Consider the following 25,622-nt stretch of genomic DNA (forward strand, 5'->3'; position numbering starts at 1 on the left):
AGGAAGCGTAAATGGTGTATCAGAGACTCAGTTTATACAGCGCTTGATCATAATGTCTTTGCGTCTTCCGGTTCTTCTTTGGAGGAATAACAACCTCCATTCCCCGTTTTTCCGCCTGTTCAATAATGGCATTACTGTCATGCCACGATCTGCCAGCAGATGATCTGCATCCATCCCTTCGATCAGGCGGCCAACTTGCGTGCAATCAGCAGTGGTACCTTGTGTAACAAGGATTCTGACCAGCATACCATGCGCATCCACGGCCAGATGTATCTTGGTGTTGAGCTCCCTTTCTCGCCCGATTCATCTCCTGATTATCCCCCCATGCCTCTTCTCTACCTGGTAAATGCTCCTCAAGTAGTGACCATACCTTATCTGAAATATCATGCCTGCAATGGGATGGCGTCATATGAAATCCTTTTAAAAGATAAAAGGATTTCATATCTTTAGCCCCATGACTACACTATTTAAGTTGTCATGCTATCAGCGAATTCTGGCAGTCGTCTGCACAGAAAGATGTGGTGACGAAAATATCGAGAAATACCAAAGATTTGCTATCAGAACATATGCACTAAGGGTCTTATACCTCGAATTTTCGTGCCTCTTTATAACAAATATTTATCCAGATACGACAACTGGATATCGCTCAAATTTAAGAATGTTTTGAACGTACCGAGTGTTTCCTGCGCACAATCAATCTCCAGATGGTCGCTGGAAGCAGGAGAGCGACCAGTAACCAGATTTCTTCAGCATCAAAATGAGCGAGCAGATAGACAAAACCTTGGCCGAGTCCATAGCCAATACTGGCAATCGTAATCGCCCAGATAATTGCTCCCGCCAGGTTCAGAACCAGAAACCGAGACCAGTAAATACCACTCATACCCATCGCCATAGGTCCGGCAACACGTAGCCCGTACATAAAACGAACAGCAAGGATAAACAACACGTTATGACGCTCCAGTAGTGCGCTTACACGTGCAGCTCGTCGCCGCAAGGAAGGGAATTTTGCCAGTAATCTGTTGCCGTATCTGCGTCCTACACAAAAAGAGATTTGATCACCCAGAAAACCCGATACGGCTGCTATCAAAATGACTGCAGGCATCCAGAGATAGCCATGAAAGGCTGCTGCACCGGCGGTTAACAACACACTTTCACCTTCAAGAAAAGTTCCCACGGCAACAGCCAGGTAACCATACGATTGAATCAAGCCAGGAACATCCATGCTCAAACGTTTCCTTATGCAGGGAATAATCCATTTTCTGAATTATTTGAATAAACTCTGTATCAAAGTAGTTAACGTACAAGGTTGTAACGGGCAGGCTTTCCAGGTGAATCGTGATGCTCACTACCTTGCTTATCCGGTTGATATATCTTGTTGCCACGTTCTGTGTACCTTATTCTTCACGTATAGTTATTATAAAAGATCGATGAAAAACTATAAACCAGTATCCGGATTCCATGTGAAATACGGATAGTCCGATACAGTTTCGTTCTTAACGTAAAATCATTTGACAAAATAACTTTATCAATCGAATCCAGCCAATCAACTTTGATCTTCATCTGAGAGGAGAGCCAACAATGAACATTGTAGAAAATCAACTAACCACTATTTTTTCCCGGAGTTGGTGGATATTATTACTGCGCGGCATCATCGCTATCTTGTTTGGCATCTTGCTTTGGTTTCAACCCGAGATTTCACTGGTAGCGATGTTGTTGCTTTTCGGAACCTTTGCTCTGATGGACGGTATCCTTGGTATCTGGACCGCAGTCATAGGGCGCAAGATACACGAGCATTGGTGGGTATTGCTCCTTTGGGGATTTATTGGCGTTGGTGTGGGGGTCCTGACATTTGTGGTTCCTGGTGTCACCGCATTAGCGCTACTGTTTTATATTGCAATCTGGGCAGTCGCCACTGGTACTCTTCAGATTGTAGCTGCGATTCGCCTGCGCAAAGAAATGACGGGCGAATGGTTGCTCATTTTGGGTGGCTTTGCATCACTTGTCTTTGGCATTCTCCTCATGGCGCAGCCAGCGGTCGGTGCTCTTGCCTTGCTTTGGCTGATTGGTGCTTATGCCATCATCTTTGGTATCCTGCTTGTGAGTCTGGCGTTCAAGACACGTACCTTTAGTAAACAGTCCACGCACAACACATAAACAATATCTGCAACGCGGCAACAGTGGCTTATGCCGAAAATGTGCGCAACCAGGAATAGGGATGCTCAGGATGATATTTACAAAATTCAACCCGATTTACCCATTTATTATGCAATAAATCAATAATAGCATTCGTACTTGACTGATCAGAATTCTGATCAGTCAAGTACATTTATAGTCAATTTTCCGAATGCATCTGTACTGGCCGCCAGCTGTGGCCAGCTGTAAGCAACTGGTTCTGTGATGGCGGTCCTTCCGAGCCGGAAGCATATTCTTCAGGACTGCCTGTGCGCCACGCATGCAACACCGGATCAAGCAAGCGCCATGACCATTCAACCTCATCAAAACGCAGGAAGTGCGAACAATTACCATTGATTGCGTCCATCAGCAACTGTTCATACGCTGAAAATTCTCTGACACCTTCTTGTGCATAAGGTGCAGTAAGTACCACGGTGTGCGTGGCAAATTCCATACCGGGCTTTTTGGCTGTCGCTACCAGATTGAGACTTTCCTGTGGTTGCAGGCGGAATATCATCCAGTTATTCGGCGCAGCGCTGCCATCAGGCAGCGCGTCTGGCACTTGCCTGAACTGTATCGCGATCTCTGAGTAATCACTAGCCATGCGCTTGCCGCTGCGCAGGTAGAAGGGAACACCTTGCCAGCGCCAGTTGTTGATTTCGAAACGCAGTGCCGCGAAAGTTTCAGTATTTGAGTTAACAGGGATACCAGATTCCTGACGATAAGCAGGTACATTTTTACTGTCAATGCTGCCAGCAGTATATTGGCCGCGCGCAACTCGGTTACACACTGTGTGTTCATTGAATGGCACTACCGCGCGCAATACTTCGACTTTGTGATCACGCAACACTTCAGCATCCCAGCTTGACGGCGGCTCCATAGCGGTGAGACAAAATAATTGCATCAGGTGATTTTGCAACATGTCGCGTAATGCCCCTGCGTGATCGTAATAGGCGGCACGATGCTCTACTCCCAACGTTTCCGGGCAGCTGATCTGCACTTGCGCAATATGCGCGCTGTTCCAGAGTGGTTCGAGGAAACGGTTGGCAAAGCGGAACACCATCAGATTCTGCGTAGTTTCCTTGCCCAGGAAATGGTCGATACGCAACACATTTTCCTCGGCCCATTGACTGTGAATCTGTTTACGCAACATTTCAGCACTGGCGAGATCAGTACCAAAAGGTTTTTCGATTACCAGACGTCGCCAGCCTTCAGTAGTTTGCGCAAGTCCTGCTTCACCTAGCGCTACAGCTGCAGCACCGAACAAGGGTGGAGGTAACGCCAGGTAAAAAAGTATCGACCCTTTCACGCGACGCCCGATTTCTTTCATCTGCCCGGCTTCAAGACTACCGGTAATGTAATCTAGGCCCGCACAAAATTCTGTCTGGTGTTTATCCTCAATCTTGTCATCCGATACAAATGTACGTAATGCCTCTTGAATATGATCGCGAAAATGCTCCTTGCTCCAGTCCTCAATGGCATACCCCGTAATCTTAAGATCCCGCGTATATCCCGACTGGTGCAGGCGATACAATGCCGGCATGAGCAAACGTTGCGTCAAGTCTCCGGTTGCACCAAGAATCACAAGGTTTGTATCAGACACACCTCCTCCTTTTTCTTTTATTTGTCATCCGGAGCGGTTTTTTCATCATGCCCCCCAAATCCGTGGCGCATCGCAGACATTACCTTATCGGCAAACTCATCATGCCCGCGTGATGTGAAGCGGCCAAAAAGTGCTGCGGCAAGTACCGGAACCGGGACGCCTTCTTCAATTGCCGCGAGTGCCGCCCAGCGGCCTTCACCAGAATCAGATACACGTCCGGTATAACGTGAAAGCGTCATATCCTCATTCATCTCAATGGCTGTCAAATCCAGCAACCAGGAACCAATCACGCTGCCACGGCGCCACAACTCCACCACGTCATTGAGCGGAAAATCGTACTGATAGCGTGCGGGATGTTCGAGTGGCGCAGTTTCGGCATTTATTTCCTGCCGGACATTTCCAGCGTTCGCCTGATGCAGTATATTCAACCCCTCAGCATAGGCTGCCATTAATCCATACTCTATGCCGTTGTGCACCATCTTGACGAAATGTCCGGCGCCATTCGGCCCGCAATGCAAATAGCCATGTTCGGCAGGTGTCGGCTCGCCGCTGCGGCCCGGCGAGCGTGTCGCGGCTTCCACACCAGGTGCCAATGTGCGAAATACAGGCTCAAGCCGCTGATAGGCCGCATCAGGACCGCCGATCATCTGGCAATAACCGCGTTCTCGCCCCCACACACCGCCGCTGACACCCACATCCAGGTAATAAATTTGTCTGGTTGCGAGTGATGCAGCACGGCGTAGATCTGCCACATAGTGCGAATTTCCCCCATCAATCACGACATCGCCGGCACTGAGAAGGGGTGTCAACACTGTGAGCACTTTATCCACTACTGCGGTGGGCAGCATGAGCCATACTGCACGAGGTAAGGCAAGCTTATTAACCAGATCATTAAGCGAGATCGCTGTCTCTGCTCCCGATTTTGTAGCGGCAATACATGCTTCAGAATTGGTATCAAATACCACGCAACCTATACCGGCTTTCTGCAATCGCTCCACCATATTAAGGCCCATACGCCCCAAGCCGATAAAACCGAGTTGTATCGTATGATCAGCATTTGTTGAATCATTCATACTCATCCTCCCACAGGCGAAAACCACCAGTGAATGCATTGGCGTTTTTTCCACGGCGAACACCGGTCGGTAGTTTTTTCAAAAGTCGTGCGTTACCACCACCCAGTACGATGTAATCAGGTTCAAGTGCAATGCGCAGCATTTCAACTTCTGCGAACACTTCAGCTCGCCATTTACGCTTTCCCAAGCGTTGGAGCGCATGTTTACCAACGTAATATTCATAGGTATGCTGTTTGTATGGAAGGTGCGCCAGTTCCATTGGCTCAATCCGTCCATCCACAATGACAGCGGAACCAAGACCGGTGCCAAGGCCAAGGAATAGCATGTACCCGCCTTCGTAACTGCCAAGTGCCTGCATGGCAGCGTCATTCATAATCCTGACCGGGCAGCTAAATGCCTTGGCAAAGTCGAACCCTACCCAACCAGTGCCAAGATTAGCTGGTTCGTTTGCAATACGCCCATGTACAACCAATGCTGGAAAACCAACGCTTACTGCATCGTAATGCCATCCGTGTAAACATTTATCCAGCTGCGTGAGCATAAGTTCTGGTGTCATGTCTGAACCAGATGGGATTTTAATTTTTAATTTCTCGCCGCTTATTCTTGCCTTGACGTTACTGCCGCCTACATCCAGCGCCAGTACACAGCGTTTTTCTTGTTTTTCTTGGCTGTTATTCTGTCCGCGCATGTAACAGTACCAGCGAATTGAGGCATTAGTTGAAGCATCGTGTGCCAGCGTCACATCCGGTGTTTCTATTTCCTCTGCTATGCGCGATGCAAGCCGTTTGCCCAATTCCACCCCCCATTGATCAAAGGGGTTGATATCCCATATTGTGGCTTGTGTAAATACACTGTGCTCATACAGTGCTACTAGTGCTCCCAATGATGTTGGTGTAAGTCGTTTAGCAAACAATAGACTCGACGGTTGGTTGCCTTTCATAACCTTATGAGGTGCCAATTCGGCCGATACCCCTTCCTTTTGCACTTCTGTAAGTGTTTTGCCCATGGCAAGCGCCTCGGCCTGCGCGATTACGTTGGCGAACAACAGATCCTGATGTCGTCCAACCGGATTGAGCGATTCAGCAAAAGCAATGAAGTCACAAGGAATCAAATGTGTGCCCTGATGAATCAACTGATAAAACGAATGCTGTCCATTGGTACCTGGTTCGCCCCAGAACACGGAGCCGGTATGGTAATCCACACTTTTTCCGTCAAGTGTCACATGCTTGCCGTTGGATTCCATGGTGAGCTGCTGTAGATAGGCAGGAAACCGCTTGAGAGAATGTGCATAAGGTAATACTGCGACGGTACCCGCATCAAAGAAGTCCGCATACCATACGTTCAGAAGCCCCATGATGACAGGCAGATTCTGTTCAAGTGGTGCACTGCGAAAATGTTCGTCCATGGCGTGAAAACCAGCAAGCATTTCGCAGAAAGCTTCCGGCCCGATGGCAATCATAATGGATAAGCCAATAGCAGAATCCATGGAATAACGCCCACCTACCCATTCCTGGAAACCAAACATCTGTTTGGAGGGGATACCAAAATCATTGACAGCTTTCTCATTGGTCGAGAGCGCTACAAAGTGGGGTGTGATGGCTTTCCTGTCACGTCCTGCAGCGGTTTGCAGCCAATGACGCGCAGTGTGCGCATTAGTCATGGTTTCGAGTGTGGTAAACGTTTTGGAAGCTATAATGAATAAGGTTTCATCCGGCCTCAATCCGTGTACTGCCTCTACAAAATCCGTTCCATCCACATTGGAAACGAAGCGTAATCTCAACTTGCGTTCGCCATAATGGCACAGCGCCCCGCAGGCCATTACCGAGCCCAGATCCGACCCGCCAATACCAATATTAACGATGTTACGGATCGGTCGGCCACTGTAGCCTTTCCATTCTCCCGCGCGGATCAACTCGGCGCATTCAGCCATACGTTTGAGTATTGCCTGTACTTCAGGTACTACATTCACGCCTGCCACATTTATTACTGAATCAGCAGGGGCACGTAGCGCGATGTGCAGGGCGGCGCGCTGCTCAGTGGTGTTGACTTCCTTGCCCGAGAACATGGCATCACGCCGCGATTCCAGGCTACATTCACGTGCCAGCTCAAATAACAATTTCAGGGTTTTGTCATTGATACGATGCTTGGAGTAATCCAGGCGCCAGCCTGCTGCTTCTACGGTGTAACGCTCGGCACGTTTCTTATCTCGCGCAAACAGCCCGCGCAACTGTATCCTTTGAAAAGATAGATAGTGTGAATGTAGCGCCTTCCATACTCCGGTTTCACGTAATGTACTCACATGGCTTACTCCATGAAGTGATGATTTTTTCTCATTACAACATACATTCTGTTAAGAATGGTTTGATTTTTTGACGCAAATCAATCAGGAGGTAAGCAAGCTGGCATCTAGGTTGCCACTAGCAGGGTGATGAAAACATGGGCAAAAGGCCCATCAGAGCGAGGCAAAAACAGGCAAAAAGCGTAGTGGTTTGTGTGCGACAAATGAGTACTTTGAGCTTGTTTTTAACGTGATTATAACAACTTGGATAATCCTCACCACTCTGTTAGAAAAGTTACGCGATAAGATTACAGAATGTAAACCAATCCCAGCAGAGCGATTGTCGCAAGGTTCTTCAGAATTTCGCAAGAATTCCGTCCAATTGCTCAAGACTGGCGTAATGAATGATGACATTACCAGCACCTTTTTTCCCTTGTTTGATTACAACATTGGCGCCCAGCCGTGCAGACATATCTTCCTGCAGGCGTAGCAGGTCTCTATCCGGAAATGACGGTTTCCTTACTGAAGATGCTTGACTCATTCGCTTGAGCAGATTTTCGGTTTCACGCACGGATAGTTGCCTTTGCATAATCAGATGCGCAATTTCCAGTTGTTTCCCGGCCTCCAGCGCGAGCAGGGCGCGCCCGTGTCCCATATCGATTTTCCCCTGCATAATCAGATCCTGCACTGGGGCAGCCAGATTAAGCAGACGCAGCAAATTTGAGATCGCACTGCGCGAATAACCCAATGCCTGACCAGCTGTTTGATGCGTCATACCAAATTCTTCGATCAGACGCTGAATTCCCGCTGCTGCCTCTAGAGGGTTAAGATCCTCGCGCTGAATATTTTCAATCAGAGAAAGCGCAAGTGCGGATTCATCCGGCACTTCGCGCACAATGGCTGGAATCTGCTCCAGTCCAGCAATCCGAGCAGCACGCCAGCGGCGTTCCCCAGCAATAATTTCATAGCCACCCGCCACAAGCGGTCGTACCAGTATTGGCTGCATAACCCCTTGCGCCTTGACCGATTCTGCCAAATCATGCAGGGATGTTTCATCCATCCTCGTCCGGGGCTGGTATTTCCCGGCCTGCAATAAATCCACAGCAAGATTTTGTAGCGAATCTGTTTCCTGGGAATTGTCTGCCAGTAGCGCGTCCAAACCTCGCCCCAATCCTTTAGGTTTTGCCATAGTTACGGTACCCAATCAAAAATATTATGAATTTCTGGCCAGATCATCAGCTAGCTAGCTGTTGCCAGAATTTCGTTGGCCAATTCAAGATAAGCCCGGGCACCCCGGGATTGTCGATCGTGATAAAGCACCGGTAATCCAAACCCAGGTGCTTCTGCCAACCGGATATTACGAGGAATGATGGTCTGATAAACTTTGTTGCCAAAGTGTTGTTTCAATTGATCAGACACCTGCTGCGCCAGCAGATTGCGCGGATCAAACATGGTTCTCAATAGGCCTTCTATCCTGATGGATGGATTAAAACCCATCCGTACCCTTTTAATCGTGTTGACCAGATCACTCAGGCCTTCCAGCGCATAATACTCACATTGCATGGGAATGATAACAGCGTGTGCTGCACATAATCCGTTTAATGTCAGCAGGTTAAGGGCTGGAGGACAATCGATCAGAATAAAATCATAATCTGCCTGTATTGCCTGCAAAGCCTCCTTCAGGCGGGATTCACGCTGTTCCAGCGACACCATTTCCACTTCTGCGCCTGCCAGTTCCTGATTGGCCGGGAGCAGGTCGTATTTCCCTGGTTTTGTCGATAAACGAACCTTGGCGATGGTCTGTTCGCCCAGCAGTATTTGGTAAACAGTATGATCCAACAGGCGCTTGTCTACGCCACTTCCCATCGTGGTATTACCTTGCGGATCCAGATCAACGAGCAATACTCGTTTGCCGATACTTGCCAAACTGGCGGCCAGATTAATACTGGTCGTTGTTTTACCCACCCCTCCCTTCTGGTTGGCAATGGCAAGTATCCTGACCATTAAATTACGTCTCTGTTCTGGCAAGAAGATTATGGAATACGCTTATATTCCACTCAATAAATCTCATTCGGAGTGACACCGCATCACGACCAGATGACGCTTGGCTCTCAGGCCAGGAACCGCAACGGGAATAATCTGCTCAACGGAAAATTCCGGAGGGAGTTGCATCAACTCCATATCCGGGAACGCTCCTTTCATGGCAATGAAACGACAATGATCAACGTTGTTTTCACACAGATGTTTCGACAAGCGCATGAAACGTTCGAGACTGGAAAACGCGCGTGAGATAACAGTATCTACCTTGTCTCCCGGCTTTATTTTTTCCACACGCTCTTGCCTGATTGAAACATTCTGCAAACGCAGTTCAACCACAACCTGTTGCATAAAAACAGCTTTCTTCTGATTACTTTCTACCATGACCACCTGCCATTCGGGACGCGCCAGCGCAATGGGAATGCCCGGCAAGCCGGCGCCACTACCGACATCAACAATATTTGGTCCACTGATATGTGGTAATACGACCAGGCTGTCCAGCATATGACGAGTAATCATCGATTCGGGATTTCTTACCGAAGTCAGATTATGAGTACTGTTCCACTTCGTGATGAGTTCAATGTAGCGTAATAACTGACTGCTTAAATGTGCCACATCAGCGGACAACCCTGAAATTGCTTCCAGACCTTCATGCAACTGTTTTTCCAGATTCATGCGTTTCTTCCTGTTTGGCTGCCTGGCGTGCCATACCACGCTTTAGATGTACCAGTAATAAGGATATGGCTGCCGGTGTAATACCAGAAATCCGTGCTGCCTGGCCAATTGTTTCCGGTTGATGCTGATTCAATTTCTGCGTGACTTCGTTAGAAAGGCCTCGCACGGTACTGTAATCCAGGTTTTTTGGTAAAACCATGGTTTCATGCTGTGTATGACGAACAACTTCCTGTCTTTGTCGTTCTACGTAACCTTCATATTTGACATCAATTTCCAACTGCTGGGCGATCTGGCCGTCAATCATCGACGGTTCAACTTCAGACAATGACACCAGCTCTGTATAACTGATTCCGGGGCGTCGTAACAGCTCGTATAATGAATAGGAGCGATCGTCAGATTGGCCGGATGTTTGCAGTGTTTGTAATTTATGCAAGACACCAGCGGGCACCCAGGTACGCCGTAATCTTGCTTTTTCGGTTTCGATTGCTTCCCGCTTGGCAGCAAAAATCTGCCAGCGCTTCTCATCAACAAGACCAAATTGATGCCCGGCTTCCGTCAATCGCATGTCAGCATTGTCTTCCCTTAATTGCAAGCGGAATTCAGCACGGCTGGTAAACATACGGTAAGGCTCTGTTACACCACGGGTAACCAGATCATCCACTAGCACTCCAAGGTAAGCCTCATCACGGCTCGGACACCAGGATTCTTGTTCCTTTATCTTGAGACTGGCGTTTAAACCGGCGAGCAAACCTTGAGCAGCTGCTTCTTCATAGCCGGTAGTGCCATTGATCTGCCCGGCAAAAAACAATCCGTCGATCGCTTTTGTCTCCAAAGATCTTTTGAGTGCCCGTGGATCGAAATAATCATATTCAATTGCATAACCCGGCCGGGTTATGTGTGCATTTTCCAGGCCGGCAATTGAACGCACCAGTTCGACCTGTACTTCAAAAGAAAGGCTCGTTGAAATTCCATTCGGATAAATTTCGCTGGTTTCCAAACCCTCCGGCTCCAAAAAGACAGTATGCGAGTCTCTGTCAGAAAAACGCACCACCTTGTCTTCGATCGATGGACAGTAGCGTGGCCCGATACCTTCTATTTTCCCGGTATACAAGGGAGAATGATCCAACCCGGCGCGAATGATTTCATGCGTTTTCTCATTGGTGCGTGTCATCCAGCATGACACCTGTCGAGGGTGTTGTGCAGTATTTCCCAGGAATGAAAATGTTGGTATTGGCTCATCTCCTGGCTGCTCGCGCAAAAACTGAAAATCAATAGTGCGTGCATCAATACGGGGCGGCGTGCCGGTTTTAAGTCTTCCCACCGATAGATTCATTTCACGCAAGCGATGCGCAAGCCTGATTGATGCCGGATCACCCGCTCTACCCGCCTGAAAATTCTGGTCACCGACATGCGCCAGCCCCCCCAAAAAGGTACCAACCGTCAACACCACGGCGCGCGCCGAGAAGGTAATTCCAAGATGCGTGGCAACGCCTGTAATCTTGTCGTCCAGCAGTAGCAGATCATCAACAGTAGATTGTAATATCAGCAGATTGGGTTGTGCTTCCAGCCGTTTGCGTATGGCCTGGCGATACAGTACACGATCGGCCTGGGCGCGTGTTGCTCGAACCGCCGGGCCTTTGCTTGAATTGAGCGTGCGAAATTGAATGCCTGCTTCATCAATTGCTGCAGCCATAGCCCCACCCAGTGCATCAATTTCCTTAACCAGGTGGCCTTTGCCGATTCCTCCAATGGATGGATTGCATGACATTTGCCCCAATGTGTCCAGATTTTGCGTCAGAAGTAATGTTTTTTGACCCATGCGTGCAGCTGCCAGAGCCGCTTCCGTTCCGGCATGTCCGCCACCAACAACGATAATGTCAAAATCTCTTGAAAAATGCATAAATACAGATGCCAGTTCGCAGTGCGCCTAAACAGACTTGGACAGTCATATGATGAAGATTGCTTAAGGAGTTGGAGGTATTTTATATGAAATTGATCAAGCTGGCACCGATACGCGGCCAATTAGGATTTTAGTGTGCCTTAATCTTGCCCGGCAACGACTGCGAGACAGTGTCTGGTTGGTAGGCGCGGAACAAGGACAAGTGGTAATTACAAAGATGTTTCACGTGAAACATCTTTGTAATAAGCGTGCCATGAACGCCTCTAAAATCTTGTGCACGGGATGCAACAGCCCGGCATGTCAAATGGATAGTCGCGACAGCGAATATCACGCGGCCACGGCTCGTCTAAAAACCAATTTTGGTGGTGCCTTCAGGAGATGTCAAGCCATCTGGCCTTTGGGATCATAAAGTGTGATGCGCCCTGTCGCACCATGCAGTGCATAGAGCGTCTGTCGTGTATATTGCAACCAGGTGGAAACGATATTTGCATTCGTTTGATTACGCTGCCGAGCAAGACGGGTAAGGTTAAGCAGCTCCTCCCAGTCGCGGGCAACAGCTGATTTTGAATGATTGGCAGCCAGCCAGGCGCTTATTCCTTGCGCATCACCAGGCAAGCCAGCTGCAGCGAGAAGCTGGTTAAGTTGTGCATCCAATCGTGAAAGTTGACTCACGACCCGATCCTTGTCTGCAACCAGCGGGGGCAAATCATCAATACTTCCTGAAGCCAGCAGGTTTCGTTCGCGCTCAAGAAGCTCAAGAAACAAGTAAGTGCTTTCCAGCTGAAGTCGCAAAGTCGAGGCTAGCGTATCGCCTTTCTGCAGAATTGCCTGAGGATTACCGTCCATTTTAGGTTGAACGTTTGCTTTGAATCAGTTCTTTCACGGTTTCCAGCAGACGATCCGCAACCACATCAGGATTCACCTTGAAACGACCTTCGCTAATGGCTTGCTTGATTTCGGCAACTTTCGCAGCATTAACAGTTTCGCTGCCAGCATTCGATGCCTGAGCTCCTGATAAAAGTGTGCTGATATGTATACTGTTATTTTTACCTGCAGTACTCACTTTGGCATTATCCGTTCTGTCCACTTTTTTTTGAGCTACCCCGGCAGCAAGCTCTGTATGCCCCGGAGATATCTGGTTTATTTTCACGACGGAATTCCTTCTAAAATAAATATTTGCATATGTTACGCTCGTCTAACGACCATCCATTCAGGAACTTTAGCAAAACCGGAATATTTTTTTGTCATTTTCGATGATGGCATGGTTGCGTTGTGTCATTACAAATAAAAACAGCCAGCAGAATAAACATTCTGGTCAACCAGGCTATATTTATCATTACGATATCCACTTTTTTCTTCGATGCAATTGCCTGTTGTCACTACGCTACAATACCGCATTATTACAACTTGAACTTTGATCTTCGTCATAATGCCTTTCCATCCCGTTATACTCTGGACAGACGCTCTGATTTATCTGCTGCTGGCAACAGGTATTATTCTTGGTATTTATGCCAGGCGGCATGAACATATGCTGGCTTCCTGGCGCAAGGTTATACACAGCGCCAGCGGAATGTCTGCACTGACCATCCTGTTATGCTTCATCCTGATCGGTTTGCTCGACACGATTCACTTTCGCCCGGCACTGGAACAAACTCGCGCCACCGGGGAAAATATCTATAGCGCTGAAGTACTCAGCGTGTTCGATCTGTTGGCTACTCCGCTACGCTCACAGATGGAAAAAACCTACTCCGCCCCCCTATCTGCCCATCTATATGCAAAGCAGATGATTATCACCACTGAAGGAGAGCAGGTATGGGATTTTGCCCGATTAACCTTCGGCGGCGCGCATTTGGATGATCCAAGAACGGAGCTGACCAGTGATATTTGGTGGCGATCCGTTTCGGGAGCGGGAGCAGGATTGCTAATCTGGGCCGGGTTGGTTCTCGGCCTGGGCAGTATGCAGGCCAAGCAGTATCGCACTTCATTTTTTCGTATACAAACAGCTATATGGCACGGTACAACTGAAGTTCCCTGGTGCGCCATATTGATCACGCTGGCTGTTATTCTGGCCATGGGGGGCGCCGTCGCAGCACTGACCACACACTACCATGTCCTGGGAACAGACAAGGTAGGCCAGGATGTTTTGTACCTGTCACTCAAAAGTATTCGCACCGGGCTTGTTATCGGAACATTGACAACCTTGATCATGCTGCCATTCGCCCTGCTGCTGGGGATTGCAGCAGGTTACTTTCGCGGCTGGGTTGATGATGTTATCCAGTACGTGTACACCACGCTCAGCTCTATCCCCAGTGTATTGCTGATTGCAGCAGCCGTGCTGATGATGCAGGTTTATATTGAAACGCATGCCGATCTGCTTGATACAACCGCCGCACGTGCTGATCTGCGTTTGCTGTTTCTTTGTATTATTCTGGGCATCACCAGCTGGACGGGGCTGTGCAGAGTATTGCGCGGAGAGACACTGAAACTGCGTGAAATGGAATACATCCAGGCAGCACATGCGTTTGGCGTTTCTCATTGGCGCATCATCACTCGCCATATTTTGCCGAATGTCATCCATATCGTACTGATTACCACCGTAATGGATTTCAGCAGCCTGGTACTGGCCGAAGCTGTTCTTTCCTATGTCGGAGTGGGTGTGGATCCCTCTACCATCAGCTTTGGAACGATGATCAATGCCTCCAGGCTGGAAATGGCGCGTGAACCGATGGTCTGGTGGACATTATTTGCAGCATTCACCTTCATGTTCGCGCTGGTATTAAGCGCCAATCTTTTTTCAGATGCGGTACAAAATGCATTCAATCCGCACAGCCGAACCCTCAGCAATGATTCAGCCAGATATCTCAAGAATCAGAATGAAACAGAAGAAATGGCCTCCCCAGACAAAAACATACCCCGCACATGACCGCATTACTTGAAATAAATGAGCTCAAAGTGCAGCTGCATACCGGCCGGCAGCCGGTACGTGCCGTGGATGGATTATCACTTGCCATTCGGCCAGGCGAAACATTTGCATTACTGGGAGAATCCGGTTGTGGGAAATCCATGACTGCTTTATCTATCATGCGCCTGTTGCCGGAAGCTGGAGAAATCACGCATGGCAGCATCTGCCTGAATGGTGATGAACTACTGGCCTTGCCGGAATCCGCCATGCGTGAGGTGCGCGGCAATCGTATCGGCATGATTTTCCAGGAACCGATGTTGAGCCTGAACCCGGTCATGACCACCGGTGCACAAATTGAAGAAGTATTGCTGCAACATTCTAATCTGCGTGGTGCAGCGGCACAAACACGCATTCTGGAGCTCCTGCGTCAGGTTGGTATTCCTGATCCGGCGCGTCGTATCAAGGAATATCCGTTCCAGTTTTCGGGTGGCATGAAGCAGCGCGTCATGATTGCCATGGCACTGGCAAGCAAACCAGAGCTGCTGATTGCGGATGAACCCACAACTGCATTGGATGTCACGATTCAGGCGCAGGTGCTGGATCTCATGCGCAATTTGCAGCGACAGGAAAACATGGCTATTCTTCTGATCACCCATGATCTGGGAGTGGTTGCAGAAATAGCGCAGCGCATTGCCGTGATGTATGCCGGAGAAATCATTGAAACCGCGGATCAGGAAAGTTTTTTTCAATCACCGGCCCATCCTTATTCCCATAAATTGTTCGCTGCTTTACCAACGAGAAAAAAACGCAATCAGAAACTGATCGTCATTCAGGGAAATGTGCCAGCCCTTTCACATGTTTTTACCGGCTGCCGTTTTGCTGATCGTTGTGATCATGCCTGGGAAAAATGTCACAAGATTATTCCACCCTGGGTGGAAATTTCACCTCAACACCGTGTCCGATGTCACCTTTATCCGGAGCATTCCGTGGAAGCATTGTCCGACATTGCTCATGCAACAACCGATAATCTTCCAGCCAGTGTTGACGCTCCTGGTTTGGATTCAGATAATCTTCTGTTAAACGTGAATGATCTGAAAGTGCATTTCCCGGTGCATAAAGGGTTATTCAAGCGAGCAGCAGGCTATGTCAAAGCGGTTGATGGTGTGTCGCTGCAAATTAACCACGGCAGAACACTGGCGCTGGTGGGAGAATCCGGTTGCGGCAAAACCACGGTGGGTAAAGGTATCATGCAACTCATCACGGTTACATCAGGCAGTATCCGTGTGCAGGATGAAGAGTTATCTAAACTGAATCGGAAGCAATTACTGAAAAAACGCACTGAATTCCAGATCATCTTCCAGGATCCTTATTCATCACTTAATCCACGCATGCGCATTATTGAGATTATCAAAGAAGGCATGCAGGCACTTGGCCGGTACTCGGATAAATTATCTACGCAGAAAAAGAATGAACACAACATTGATACTCTGCTGATGCAGGTGGGTTTGCCTGTAGAAGCCAAATGGCGTTATCCACATGAATTTTCCGGTGGCCAACGTCAGCGGATTGCCATTGCACGTGCGCTGGCAGTTAATCCACAGCTGCTGATCTGTGATGAACCAACCAGCGCACTGGATGTTTCGGTACAGGCACAAATCCTCAATCTGTTGAAAACGCTACAACAGGAGCGAAAACTTGCTTATCTGCTGATCACCCATAATATAGCTGTCGTGGACTATCTTGCGGATGAAGTAGCTGTTATGTATCTGGGCAGAATTGTGGAAAATGGGCGCACTGAAGAAGTGCTGGATGCCCCGAAACATCCCTACACCCAGGCGCTGTTGTCTGCGGTACCAATATATGAACCCGGCACCCAACGTGAAGTCATACGCTTGCAAGGTGAGCCGCCTTCACCGGCTGATGTACCGCAAGGCTGTTATTTTCATCCGCGCTGTCCCCATGTCATGCCGATCTGCCGGGAAATTTATCCGGCGACCAGCCGGTTCAGCGCTACCCACACCACTTATTGCCATCTTTATCATTCAGTTTCTCAAGAACCACAGGATTTTCAATGACGATCGATCATGAGGTTAAACGTCGTCGGACGTTTGCCATTATTTCCCATCCGGACGCCGGTAAAACCACGTTGACGGAAAAATTACTGCTGTTTGCTGGCGCCATTCACATCGCCGGCAGTGTCAAGGCGCGTAAAGCCAGTCGCCACGCCACTTCCGATTGGATGGAAATCGAAAAACAGCGCGGTATCTCTGTTGCCAGCTCTGTCATGCAGATGGAGTACCGGGGCTGTGTCATCAACTTGCTGGACACGCCCGGTCACCAGGATTTTTCCGAAGATACCTACCGCGTGCTGACCGCTGTCGATGCAGCACTCATGGTCATCGATGCCGCCAACGGCGTGGAATCACAAACCTTGCGCCTGCTGCAGGTCTGCCGCGCCCGCAACACCCCGATCATTACTTTCGTCAACAAACTGGATCGGGAAGTACGCGAACCACTCGATCTGATTGATGAAATCGAGCGCACACTGGGAATGGACGTGGTTCCATTCACCTGGCCGGTCGGCTCGGGCAAGCGCTTTCATGGCGTGTACGATTTGCGGCACGAACTGATGCGCGTCTTTCGGCCTGGTATGGATCATGCCGAGCAGAAAGATACAACCATCATTACCGATCTGGGCGATCCGGCAGTTACAAAACGCTTCGGAGCAAACCTGGAACAGGCTCGGCAGGAAATTGATCTGATCAAGGGTGCTGCACCGGAATTTGATCAGGCAGCGTTTCTTGCCGGGCAGCAAACACCCGTATTTTTTGGCTCGGCAATCAACAATTTCGGCGTACAGGAAGTGCTGGATACACTGGTTGATCTGGCGCCACCACCCGGTACACGCAAAGCCATTCAGCGAGAAATCCTGCCGACTGAAAATAAATTTTCCGGGGTGGTTTTCAAGATTCAGGCAAACATGAACCCTGCTCATCGGGATCGCATTGCCTTTGTGCGCATCTGCTCGGGTGAATTCAGGCGTGGAATGAGTCTCAAGGTAGTCCGCAGCGGCAAGGATGTGCGCACCAGCACGGTAGTTTCCTTTCTTTCACAACGGCGTGAATTGCTGGAAACAGCTTATGCAGGTGACATTATCGGCATTCCCAATCATGGGACGCTACAACTGGCCGATACTCTGACCGAGGGAGACAACCTGCAATTTACCGGTTTGCCATTTTTTGCGCCGGAAATTTTCCAGACAGTCGAAATTGCCGATCCATTACGCAGCAAGCAACTCAAGTTGGGATTGACTCAGCTGGGTGAAGAAGGCGCCATCCAGGTGTTCCGTCCGCATCTCGGCAGTATCCTGCTGCTGGGTGCGGTGGGCCAGCTACAGTTTGAAGTCGTCACCCATCGTCTCAAGCATGAATACGGTGTCGAGGCACGTGTCGCTCCTGCCAAATACCAACTGGCAAGGTGGGTAACTGCCGAAATGCCCCGGGAATTGCAGCGTTTTATTGATGCCAATACGCATCGTATCGCCTACGATGCAGTGGATGCCCCCACTTTTCTGGCTTCTTTCTCTGCCGAAATCAGCGTGGCTGAAGAAAACTGGCCCGGCATCCGCTTCCACAAAATGCGGGAACATGCTGGCCTGTTGTTTCAGACAGCAAGCTGATTTCCCAGCAGAATCAACCCAATCCCTACTAAAAAGCCATTTAGGCAGCAGATGATTTAATTCACTCGCTGCCTTTCCCCGGTTTGTTTTTCCTGTTACCTAAACAGCTTCAACGGTAAATAGGCTCTCAACATTCTCTCACCCGGCTTTCTCTCCAGGATTATCTGATTAGCCGCCTAAATCGTTGCTTGTTTACGACATCGATTTCAGCGTGAACACGGATAATCCTGGTTCATCGAGAGGAATCCGCTATGGCAGACGATAACGATCTTGAACGTACTGAACCTGCTTCCCCCAGGCGCCTGGAAAAATCCCGGGAGGAGGGGCAGGTAGCGCGCTCGCAGGAATTAACCACGTTCACTATGCTGATGGCAGCTTCCGGCAGCTTGTGGGTGATCGGTTCGCTCATTATTCAGAAACTGTCCGCCCTGCTGGAAAGCGGCCTGCAAATAGAACGGGAAGTTGCATTCAATCCGGCGCTGTTGTTGCCCAGGTTATTTCAACTGGCGCTTGATGGGCTATTGGCTATCGCACCCTTACTGGGATGGCTAGTGATTGTGGCGCTGGTATCGCCCATGCTGTTGAGTGGATGGCTGTTCAGCTCCAAGGCGTTGTTTCCTGACTTCAAACGTCTCAATCCGGTTAATGGATTTAAAAGGATATTTTCGTCACACGGCCTGATTGAACTGGTCAAGGCAATCGCCAAGGCTGCAGTCATTGGTGGCGTTGCGGCCGGGATTATCTGGAGTCACAAACAAGACGTGCTTGATCTGATTGGTATGCCGCTGGACACAGGACTAACCAGCATGGGCAGACTGATCGGCCTGACCTTTATGCTGATTGTTGGTGCCATGCTGCTGCTCGTCGTAATCGATGTACCTTTCCAGCTCTGGAATCACGCACGCCAGTTACGGATGTCCAAAGAAGATCTGCGCAAGGAAGCCAAGGAGGATGAAGGTGATCCCCAGGTCAAGGCGCGCATCCGCAGTATGCAGCGTGAAATGGCACGCCGACGCATGATGGCAGAAGTACCCAGGGCAGATGTCGTGGTGACCAACCCGACGCACTACGCCGTCGCATTGAAGTATCAGGATCACTCAATGCGTGCACCGAAAGTAGTGGCAAAAGGGTCGCAACTGATCGCCGCCCGCATTCGTGAATTGGCAGATGAACACCATATTCCGGTGCTGGAAGTGCCGCCGCTGGCACGGGCACTGTATCACCACGTGGAACTGGATACCGAGATTCCCGAGACGCTCTATACCGCGGTAGCGCATGTGTTGGCCTACGTTTTCCAGCTGAGAAGATATCAGACGGCGGGTGGTACCGCGCCACAACTATCACCGGAGATAGCGGTGCCAGTGGAACTGGATCATGCCTGAAACAGATTTACAGGTGAATAAATACCTATTATTGGAATGAATGCTGAATGAATAATATTCTATCTTTAGCAGCTTTGGTACGAGACGGCCAAATGCGCAGCCTGGCTGGGCCAATGCTGATCATCATGATCCTCTCGATGATGGTGCTGCCACTGCCGCCATTCGTCCTGGATGTGCTGTTTACGTTCAACATCGCACTGGCAGTGATTGTGCTGCTGGTGAGCCTTTATTCGCGTGATGCACTCGAATTTGCAGTTTTCCCTACTGTTTTGCTGATCACGACACTGTTACGACTTTCACTCAATGTCGCCTCAACCAGGGTAGTGCTGATGCACGGCCATAACGGCCCGGATGCCGCCGGCAAGGTTATCGAGGCATTCGGCCATTTTCTGGTGGGTGGAAACTATGCAGTGGGTTTGGTGGTGTTCATTATTCTGATTGTGATCAATTTTGTTGTTATTACCAAGGGGGCCGGGCGTATTGCAGAAGTCAGCGCCCGCTTCACCCTGGATGCCATCCCCGGAAAACAAATGGCAATTGATGCCGATCTTAATGCCGGGCTGATCCGGGAAGATGAAGCGCGCAAACGGCGCGAACGGGTTGCACAGGAAGCCAATTTCTACGGCTCAATGGATGGCGCCAGCAAATTCGTGCGGGGCGATGCGATTGCCGGCATTCTGATCATGCTGATCACCATTATTGGTGGCTTGATCGTGGGCGTGCTGCAACATGATATGAACATGGGTGATGCTGCCAAAAACTACACGCTGCTGACTATCGGCGACGGTCTGGTCGCACAGATTCCCGCACTCATCATTTCCACTGCCGCTGGTCTGGTGGTCAGCCGGGTCAGCACCGATGAAGACCTCGGTCAACAATTTGTGAGCCAGCTACTTAACAAGCCACAGGCACTATGGCTGACAGCGGGTATCCTCGGCGCGCTGGGCCTGGTGCCAGGTATGCCGCACTTCGTTTTCCTGCTACTGGCCGGAATGATCGGTACGCTTGCCTATTATGTATCCAACCGTGCCACTGCACCGGATGCCACACTGGAAGTGCCGGAAGTCGCTACCACTGAAACTCAGGATGCCAGTTGGGAAGATGTAGTCCAAGTCGATACGCTCGGACTGGAAGTCGGCTATCGTCTCATCCCGCTGGTGGATAAGCACCGTCAGGGGGATCTGCTAAAACGCATCAACAGCATCCGCAAGAAATTTGCCCAGGAAATCGGCTTTCTCCCGCCAGTGGTACATATTCGGGATAACCTGGAATTGCGCCCCAATGGCTACCGCATCACCATGAAAGGTTCGGTAATCGGCCAGGGAGAATCCTACAACGGCATGCATCTGGCGATTAATCCCGGCGAGGTCACCATGGCGCTGCCGGGTAATCGTACCGAAGATCCGGCATTCGGGCTGCCCGCCGTCTGGATCGAGACAGAACAGCGTGAACTGGCGCAAACCAGCGGCTATACCGTGGTTGATGCCAGCACGGTCGTTACAACACACCTGAATCATCTGATCCGTATGCATGCCTCCGAACTGCTCGGACGGGAAGAATTGCAGAAGTTGCTTGATCATCTGGAGCAAAGAATTCCCAAGCTGACGGATGATTTGATTCCCAAGCTGCTGTCACTGGCAACGGTACAAAAAATATTGCAACACCTGCTGGAAGAGGGCGTGAATATCCGCGATATGCGCACCATTATTGACACGTTGACCGAACATGCAGGGCGTACCCAGGATGTCAATGAACTGCTGGCGCTGGTGAGAGTAGCGCTGGGCCGGATGATCGTGGAGCAATGTTTCCCGTCTGACGCCGAAATGCAGGTCATGAGTTTGCACCCCGAACTGGAAAACATCCTGATACAGGTGGTGCAATCCGATCCAGTGGCAGACGGCGGCATCGAACCCGGCCTGGCCAACACCCTGACACGTGAAGCCAGCAGCTCGGTCAAGCGGCTGGAACAACTCGGATTACCGGTTGTGCTGGTAGTGCCGGACGCAATCCGCCTGCTGCTGTCCCGTTTCCTGCGTCGATCGCTGCCTCAATTACGGGTGCTGGCTCATTCCGAAATTCCGGATACCAGAAAAATAAAATTCATATCGATCATTGGAGGTAACAAAAAATGAAAGTAAGAAAATTTTTAGCCGCCACCTCCCATGAGGTGTTACGCAAAGTCAAGGAAGAACTGGGCGCGGATGCCGTGATTTTGTCAAACAAACAAGTACCGGGCGGGATTGAAATCATGGCGTTGGCAGGCAAGGATATTTCCATACTCACCAGCGATACGCCGCACGAAGCGACTGCACCTTCTTCAGCAGTTAAGCCAACTGCTTCCGGAACAGAGCAGACAGCGACTATCCGCAAACAGCCGGAAACACAGCCACCTGCGATGGATAGCCCGGGCGCGCACATCATCCAGGAAATCCAGGCCATGCGGCAAATGCTGGAAGAGCAACTGACCACCATGGGCTGGAGCAATTTTTCACAACGGGATCCGGGCGGCATGAAAGTACTGCGCACACTACTGAGTGCAGGCTTCAGCCCGTTACTGTCACGTCATTTGCTGGAAAAACTGCCGGCCGACCGTGATTTCGAGCAAAGCCTGAAAAAAACCATCTCACTGCTCACGCTTAATTTACGCACTGCAACCGCTGACGAAATCATTGAACAAGGTGGTATTTATGCACTGATCGGACCAACCGGTGTAGGTAAAACTACCACCACGGCAAAACTGGCCGCACGCGCTGTTATCCGGCATGGTGCTGACAAAGTGGCGCTGCTGACCACCGACAGCTACCGTATTGGTGGACATGAGCAACTGCGCATTTACGGCAAGTTGCTGGGGGTATCGGTACGCAGCATCAAGGATATTGAGGATCTGCAGTTAATGTTGCACGAACTGCGCGGCAAACACATGGTGCTGATTGATACTGTCGGTATGAGCCAGCGCGATCAGATGCTGGCTGAACAGATCGCCATGTTGAGCCAATGTGGTACAAAAATAAAGCACCTACTGTTACTCAGTGCAACCAGCAGCGGCGATACGCTGGACGAAGTGATTTCCGCCTACCAGAAACATAACATTCATGGCTGCATCATTACCAAGGTGGATGAGTCAGCCAGTCTGGGTATTGCGCTAGATGCAATCATCCGGCGTAAACTGGTGCTGCATTACGTCACCAATGGCCAGAAGGTTCCGGAAGATCTGCATGAAGCTAGTTCCCGCTACCTGCTGCACCGTATTTTCAAGCCTTCTCCGGAAAATTCTCCCTTTTCGCTGCAAGACCCGGAATTTGCATTGATCATGGCAAGTAGTGCTGGCGATCAACCAGCTATCAGACAACCAGAACGTGCCGAGGCAGATCATGGCTGAGGTGAGGAAAGACCAGGCATCCGGCCTGCGCGAGCTGTCTGCGCTGGCTTCCAATACCGGGGTACGCGTGTTTGCTGTCGCCGGTGGACGAACTGGTGTTGGAAAAACCTGTTCAGTCATCAACCTGGCTGCAGCATTGGCAAAAACAGGCAAACGTGTACTGATTCTGGATGAAAACCCGCGCCACAAGGACGTCAATGCTAATCTTGGCCTGAGTGCGCGTTACGACTTGTTGCACGTCATTAATCGGGATAAAACGCTTGAACAGGTGATGACACAAGGGCCGGAAGGTGTAATGGTTTTAACAGCGATGCGCGGCATCCACTCGCTGGCAAAACTTTCGCTCATTGATCAGGAAAGGTTGATTCAATGCTTCTATGAATTGTCCCAGTCAGTGGATGTGGTATTGATCGATACTGCTACCGGGAAAACCAGCCGGGTCGTGCCACTGAGCCTGGCTTCCCAACAGGTGATGATCGTACTTTCCGGTTCCGGTACCGCCATTACCGATGCATATGCGCTAATCAAGCTCATCAGCCAGGAATACGCCCGGCGCAATTTCCTGGTGCTGGTCAACAAAGTGGCATCGGAAAACATCGGGCGCGATATTTTCGACAACATTGCCAGCGTTGCCCAAAAAAACCTGGCTGTCAGACTGGAGTGGATGGGATGCATTCTGCTGGATGAAAAACTGCACCGCTCCACCCAGCTTTGCCAGCCGGTAGTGGAAATTTTCTCGGCATCCAAATCAGCTGCAGGTTACCGGCAACTGGCTGAGAAACTGATGCAATGCACGGGCGTTTGGACAGATAACGACGGTGTGGAAAATTTCATGCGCAGACTGATACGAACCAGCCATCTTGATACGGCAGATTTTACGGTGTGAGTGAACCTATGTATACCGAAGCAGGAACCATTGATAAAGACCAGTTTGTTATTGAATTTACACCCCTGGTCAAACGGATTGCCTACCATATGATGGCCAGACTGCCAGCCAGCGTTCAGGTGGATGATCTGATTCAGGCAGGAATGATCGGACTATTGGATGCCATCAATCGTTACGAAGGTTCCTACGGACGTCAGTTTGAAAGCTACGCTGCCCAGCGTATCCGTGGTTCGATGCTGGATGAACTGCGCGAAGCGGACTGGCTGCCTCGCAGCTTGCGTAGAAAAATGCGTCAGATCGAAACCGCTATGCGCACACTGGAACAACGCCTTGGCTGCCCGCCCAGCGAACAGGAAATCGCGGATGAACTTAATCTGCCACTAGCCGAGTATCAGGAAATGCTGCAAGAAGCGGGGGGCGGGCAACTGATCTATTACGAGGATTTTCAGGTAGATGAAGAAGATCATTTTCTTGATCATCTGTGTAATGACCAGGGTAATGAGCCACTAGACCAATTGCTGGAAAAAAATCTGAGAGAACTGCTGGTCGCCGCCATTGAAAAATTGCCTGCCAAGGAAAAACTGGTCATGGGTATGTACTACGAACAGGAAATGAACCTGCGCGAAATTGGTGATGTGCTGGGCGTCAGCGAATCACGCATCTGCCAGCTCCACACCCAGGCCATCTCGCGTTTAAGAACCCGCCTGCGGGATAAATAACCTCTCCCTGAAAGCCGATCAGGCTGAAAATACAATAGATTACCTACAGTTTTCATGCAATTGGTATGATGTTGCCGCACGAATACGTGGAATGCCCAGCGTTGTCTGGGTAATCTGCTCCACCTGTCTGCCCTGTGAAGAAAAACAAGCGTAATCATTGGCAACTCACGCTCGCTGCAACGGCAGAGAGCTGAGGAACGTATCGATGCAGAAGAAGCAACAACAAGACCAAAGCCAGATCAAGTGGATATCGGACCTCACTGGAACATCGCTGACGACCGCCTGCGCGACATGTATGTGCGCGGCAAGTACCGTGATGTGATCCTGTCCTTCACCGTGCTGCGGCGGCTCGATGCCGTGCTGGAGTCGACCAAGCAGGCGGTGCTGGAGCGCAAAAAGTTGCTCGATACCCACAAAGTGGCTGAGCAGGATGGCGCGCTACGCATGGCACGAATGCTCTTGCCTTGTCGGCGTAACACATGAATTTCCATGAATGGCTCCTGGGTTAGCATTAAATGTACACCGCCTTGTTCTATTAATCATCGGCAGCAATTTTGCCTCAGATGGGTCAGTTTTATATTGTCGTTAGTAGATCAATTTACCATTGCCAGTAACCGCCTCAGAAATAGCAAGTAAATAACAACTAGAGCATTTTTGATTTAAATATATGCATGTAATAGACTATTCTCTATCACAACTGATGGGGAAGGTTATGCATGCCTATTCACAAGATCTTCGGGATCGTATTCTGGGTGCGTTGGATCGTGGCGAAGGTCCAACGGCAATTGCCCGGCGCTTTGAGGTGAGTCGCATGTGGGTGTATCAGGTACGCAAGCGATGGAAAGAAGAAGGCCAGCGCCATAGTTTGCCGATGGGAGGTTATCGGCGATCCCGCATTGCGCACAAGGAAGCGCAGATTCGGCAATGGATAGAAGCC

General features: G+C 49.9%; 21 protein-coding genes and 1 pseudogene. 11 read left to right on the forward strand and 11 right to left on the reverse strand.

Annotated elements, in window-relative coordinates:
- Positions 1-28: 28 nt before the first annotated feature.
- A pseudogene (locus ABF86_RS12855) lies at positions 29-409 on the reverse strand (transposase); the annotation flags it as partial.
- Positions 410-652: 243 nt separating this feature from the next.
- Positions 653-1,222 carry a DedA family protein gene (locus ABF86_RS08070; RefSeq protein WP_011635403.1) on the reverse strand — a complete coding sequence of 190 codons (570 nt, stop codon included), beginning with the start codon at positions 1,220-1,222 and terminating at the stop codon, positions 653-655.
- Positions 1,223-1,578: 356 nt separating this feature from the next.
- Here ABF86_RS08070 and ABF86_RS08075 point away from each other — a divergent pair, with 356 nt between their 5' ends.
- The gene (locus tag ABF86_RS08075) at positions 1,579-2,154 is read left to right on the forward strand and encodes an HdeD family acid-resistance protein (RefSeq protein WP_074685522.1); all 576 of its coding nucleotides are present in this window, start codon (positions 1,579-1,581) and stop codon (positions 2,152-2,154) included.
- A gap of 178 nt (positions 2,155-2,332) precedes the next feature.
- Here the strand turns inward: ABF86_RS08075 and zwf are convergent, their stop codons facing one another.
- From zwf to flgM, 9 genes are all read right to left on the reverse strand, one after another.
- A complete protein-coding gene (zwf, locus tag ABF86_RS08080; RefSeq protein ID WP_011635405.1) occupies positions 2,333-3,775 on the reverse strand; it encodes a glucose-6-phosphate dehydrogenase in 1,443 nt (480 codons plus the stop codon).
- Between the two features lie 17 nt (positions 3,776-3,792).
- A complete protein-coding gene (gnd, locus tag ABF86_RS08085; RefSeq protein ID WP_074685525.1) occupies positions 3,793-4,848 on the reverse strand; it encodes a phosphogluconate dehydrogenase (NAD(+)-dependent, decarboxylating) in 1,056 nt (351 codons plus the stop codon).
- The gene (gene pgi / locus ABF86_RS08090; RefSeq protein WP_074685527.1) at positions 4,841-7,147 is read right to left on the reverse strand and encodes a glucose-6-phosphate isomerase; all 2,307 of its coding nucleotides are present in this window, start codon (positions 7,145-7,147) and stop codon (positions 4,841-4,843) included. Before pgi ends, gnd begins: the two co-directional genes overlap by 8 nt.
- A 334-nt stretch (positions 7,148-7,481) precedes the next feature.
- The gene (locus ABF86_RS08095) at positions 7,482-8,315 is read right to left on the reverse strand and encodes a ParB/RepB/Spo0J family partition protein (protein WP_074685529.1); all 834 of its coding nucleotides are present in this window, start codon (positions 8,313-8,315) and stop codon (positions 7,482-7,484) included.
- 50 nt (positions 8,316-8,365) lie between these two features.
- Entirely contained in the window at positions 8,366-9,130 is a 765-nt protein-coding gene (locus ABF86_RS08100) for a ParA family protein (RefSeq protein WP_011635409.1), read from the reverse strand.
- A gap of 63 nt (positions 9,131-9,193) precedes the next feature.
- Positions 9,194-9,838, reverse strand: a complete 645-nt coding sequence (rsmG, locus tag ABF86_RS08105) for a 16S rRNA (guanine(527)-N(7))-methyltransferase RsmG (protein ID WP_074456380.1) — start codon at positions 9,836-9,838, stop codon at positions 9,194-9,196.
- The gene (mnmG, locus tag ABF86_RS08110) at positions 9,813-11,738 is read right to left on the reverse strand and encodes a tRNA uridine-5-carboxymethylaminomethyl(34) synthesis enzyme MnmG (protein WP_074685531.1); all 1,926 of its coding nucleotides are present in this window, start codon (positions 11,736-11,738) and stop codon (positions 9,813-9,815) included. Before mnmG ends, rsmG begins: the two co-directional genes overlap by 26 nt.
- 381 nt (positions 11,739-12,119) lie before the next feature.
- On the reverse strand, positions 12,120-12,584 hold the full coding sequence (locus ABF86_RS08115; RefSeq protein WP_011635412.1) for a flagellar protein FlgN: 465 nt from the start codon (positions 12,582-12,584) through the stop codon (positions 12,120-12,122).
- A gap of 1 nt (position 12,585) precedes the next feature.
- Positions 12,586-12,888, reverse strand: a complete 303-nt coding sequence (gene flgM, locus ABF86_RS08120) for a flagellar biosynthesis anti-sigma factor FlgM (RefSeq protein WP_011635413.1) — start codon at positions 12,886-12,888, stop codon at positions 12,586-12,588.
- 279 nt (positions 12,889-13,167) lie between these two features.
- Between flgM and ABF86_RS08125 the strand changes: the two genes are divergently transcribed.
- From ABF86_RS08125 to ABF86_RS08170, 10 genes are all read left to right on the forward strand, one after another.
- Positions 13,168-14,661 (forward strand): ABC transporter permease, encoded by a 1,494-nt coding sequence (locus ABF86_RS08125; protein ID WP_011635414.1) that lies wholly within the window; start codon positions 13,168-13,170, stop codon positions 14,659-14,661.
- Positions 14,658-16,715: a dipeptide ABC transporter ATP-binding protein gene (locus ABF86_RS08130; protein ID WP_011635415.1), complete on the forward strand. Its 2,058-nt coding sequence runs from the start codon at positions 14,658-14,660 to the stop codon at positions 16,713-16,715. Before ABF86_RS08125 ends, ABF86_RS08130 begins: the two co-directional genes overlap by 4 nt.
- Positions 16,712-18,319, forward strand: a complete 1,608-nt coding sequence (locus ABF86_RS08135; protein ID WP_011635416.1) for a peptide chain release factor 3 — start codon at positions 16,712-16,714, stop codon at positions 18,317-18,319. Before ABF86_RS08130 ends, ABF86_RS08135 begins: the two co-directional genes overlap by 4 nt.
- Before the next feature lie 251 nt (positions 18,320-18,570).
- Positions 18,571-19,701: a flagellar biosynthesis protein FlhB gene (flhB, locus tag ABF86_RS08140; RefSeq protein ID WP_011635417.1), complete on the forward strand. Its 1,131-nt coding sequence runs from the start codon at positions 18,571-18,573 to the stop codon at positions 19,699-19,701.
- Positions 19,702-19,748: 47 nt separating this feature from the next.
- Positions 19,749-21,833, forward strand: a complete 2,085-nt coding sequence (gene flhA, locus ABF86_RS08145) for a flagellar biosynthesis protein FlhA (RefSeq protein WP_074685533.1) — start codon at positions 19,749-19,751, stop codon at positions 21,831-21,833.
- Entirely contained in the window at positions 21,830-23,080 is a 1,251-nt protein-coding gene (gene flhF, locus ABF86_RS08150; protein WP_074685535.1) for a flagellar biosynthesis protein FlhF, read from the forward strand. Before flhA ends, flhF begins: the two co-directional genes overlap by 4 nt.
- On the forward strand, positions 23,073-23,966 hold the full coding sequence (locus ABF86_RS08155) for an AAA family ATPase (RefSeq protein WP_074456387.1): 894 nt from the start codon (positions 23,073-23,075) through the stop codon (positions 23,964-23,966). Before flhF ends, ABF86_RS08155 begins: the two co-directional genes overlap by 8 nt.
- Positions 23,967-23,974: 8 nt before the next feature.
- Positions 23,975-24,685, forward strand: a complete 711-nt coding sequence (locus ABF86_RS08160; RefSeq protein ID WP_011635421.1) for an RNA polymerase sigma factor FliA — start codon at positions 23,975-23,977, stop codon at positions 24,683-24,685.
- A 243-nt stretch (positions 24,686-24,928) separates the two neighbouring features.
- A complete protein-coding gene (locus tag ABF86_RS13100) occupies positions 24,929-25,168 on the forward strand; it encodes a type I restriction-modification system subunit M N-terminal domain-containing protein (protein ID WP_204987588.1) in 240 nt (79 codons plus the stop codon).
- 229 nt (positions 25,169-25,397) lie between these two features.
- Positions 25,398-25,622 (forward strand): helix-turn-helix domain-containing protein (locus ABF86_RS08170; RefSeq protein WP_193565644.1); only part of this gene is annotated, 225 nt, incomplete at its 3' end.

The sequence above is a fragment of the Nitrosomonas sp. GH22 genome (genome assembly GCF_009833115.1).
GTDB lineage: Bacteria > Pseudomonadota > Gammaproteobacteria > Burkholderiales > Nitrosomonadaceae > Nitrosomonas > Nitrosomonas eutropha.

Excerpts from the sequence above, each read along its gene's own strand:
- ABF86_RS08070 (WP_011635403.1), bottom strand. The coding sequence starts at position 1,222 with ATGGATGTTCCTGGCTTGATTCAATCGTATGGTTACCTGGCTGTTGCC.
- ABF86_RS08075 (WP_074685522.1), top strand. The coding sequence starts at position 1,579 with ATGAACATTGTAGAAAATCAACTAACCACTATTTTTTCCCGGAGTTGG.
- gnd (WP_074685525.1), bottom strand. The coding sequence starts at position 4,848 with ATGAATGATTCAACAAATGCTGATCATACGATACAACTCGGTTTTATC.
- ABF86_RS08095 (WP_074685529.1), bottom strand. The coding sequence starts at position 8,315 with ATGGCAAAACCTAAAGGATTGGGGCGAGGTTTGGACGCGCTACTGGCA.
- ABF86_RS08100 (WP_011635409.1), bottom strand. The coding sequence starts at position 9,130 with ATGGTCAGGATACTTGCCATTGCCAACCAGAAGGGAGGGGTGGGTAAA.
- rsmG (WP_074456380.1), bottom strand. The coding sequence starts at position 9,838 with ATGAATCTGGAAAAACAGTTGCATGAAGGTCTGGAAGCAATTTCAGGG.
- mnmG (WP_074685531.1), bottom strand. The coding sequence starts at position 11,738 with ATGCATTTTTCAAGAGATTTTGACATTATCGTTGTTGGTGGCGGACAT.
- ABF86_RS08115 (WP_011635412.1), bottom strand. The coding sequence starts at position 12,584 with ATGGACGGTAATCCTCAGGCAATTCTGCAGAAAGGCGATACGCTAGCC.
- ABF86_RS08125 (WP_011635414.1), top strand. The coding sequence starts at position 13,168 with ATGCCTTTCCATCCCGTTATACTCTGGACAGACGCTCTGATTTATCTG.
- ABF86_RS08130 (WP_011635415.1), top strand. The coding sequence starts at position 14,658 with ATGACCGCATTACTTGAAATAAATGAGCTCAAAGTGCAGCTGCATACC.
- ABF86_RS08135 (WP_011635416.1), top strand. The coding sequence starts at position 16,712 with ATGACGATCGATCATGAGGTTAAACGTCGTCGGACGTTTGCCATTATT.
- flhB (WP_011635417.1), top strand. The coding sequence starts at position 18,571 with ATGGCAGACGATAACGATCTTGAACGTACTGAACCTGCTTCCCCCAGG.
- flhA (WP_074685533.1), top strand. The coding sequence starts at position 19,749 with ATGAATAATATTCTATCTTTAGCAGCTTTGGTACGAGACGGCCAAATG.
- flhF (WP_074685535.1), top strand. The coding sequence starts at position 21,830 with ATGAAAGTAAGAAAATTTTTAGCCGCCACCTCCCATGAGGTGTTACGC.
- ABF86_RS08155 (WP_074456387.1), top strand. The coding sequence starts at position 23,073 with ATGGCTGAGGTGAGGAAAGACCAGGCATCCGGCCTGCGCGAGCTGTCT.
- ABF86_RS08160 (WP_011635421.1), top strand. The coding sequence starts at position 23,975 with ATGTATACCGAAGCAGGAACCATTGATAAAGACCAGTTTGTTATTGAA.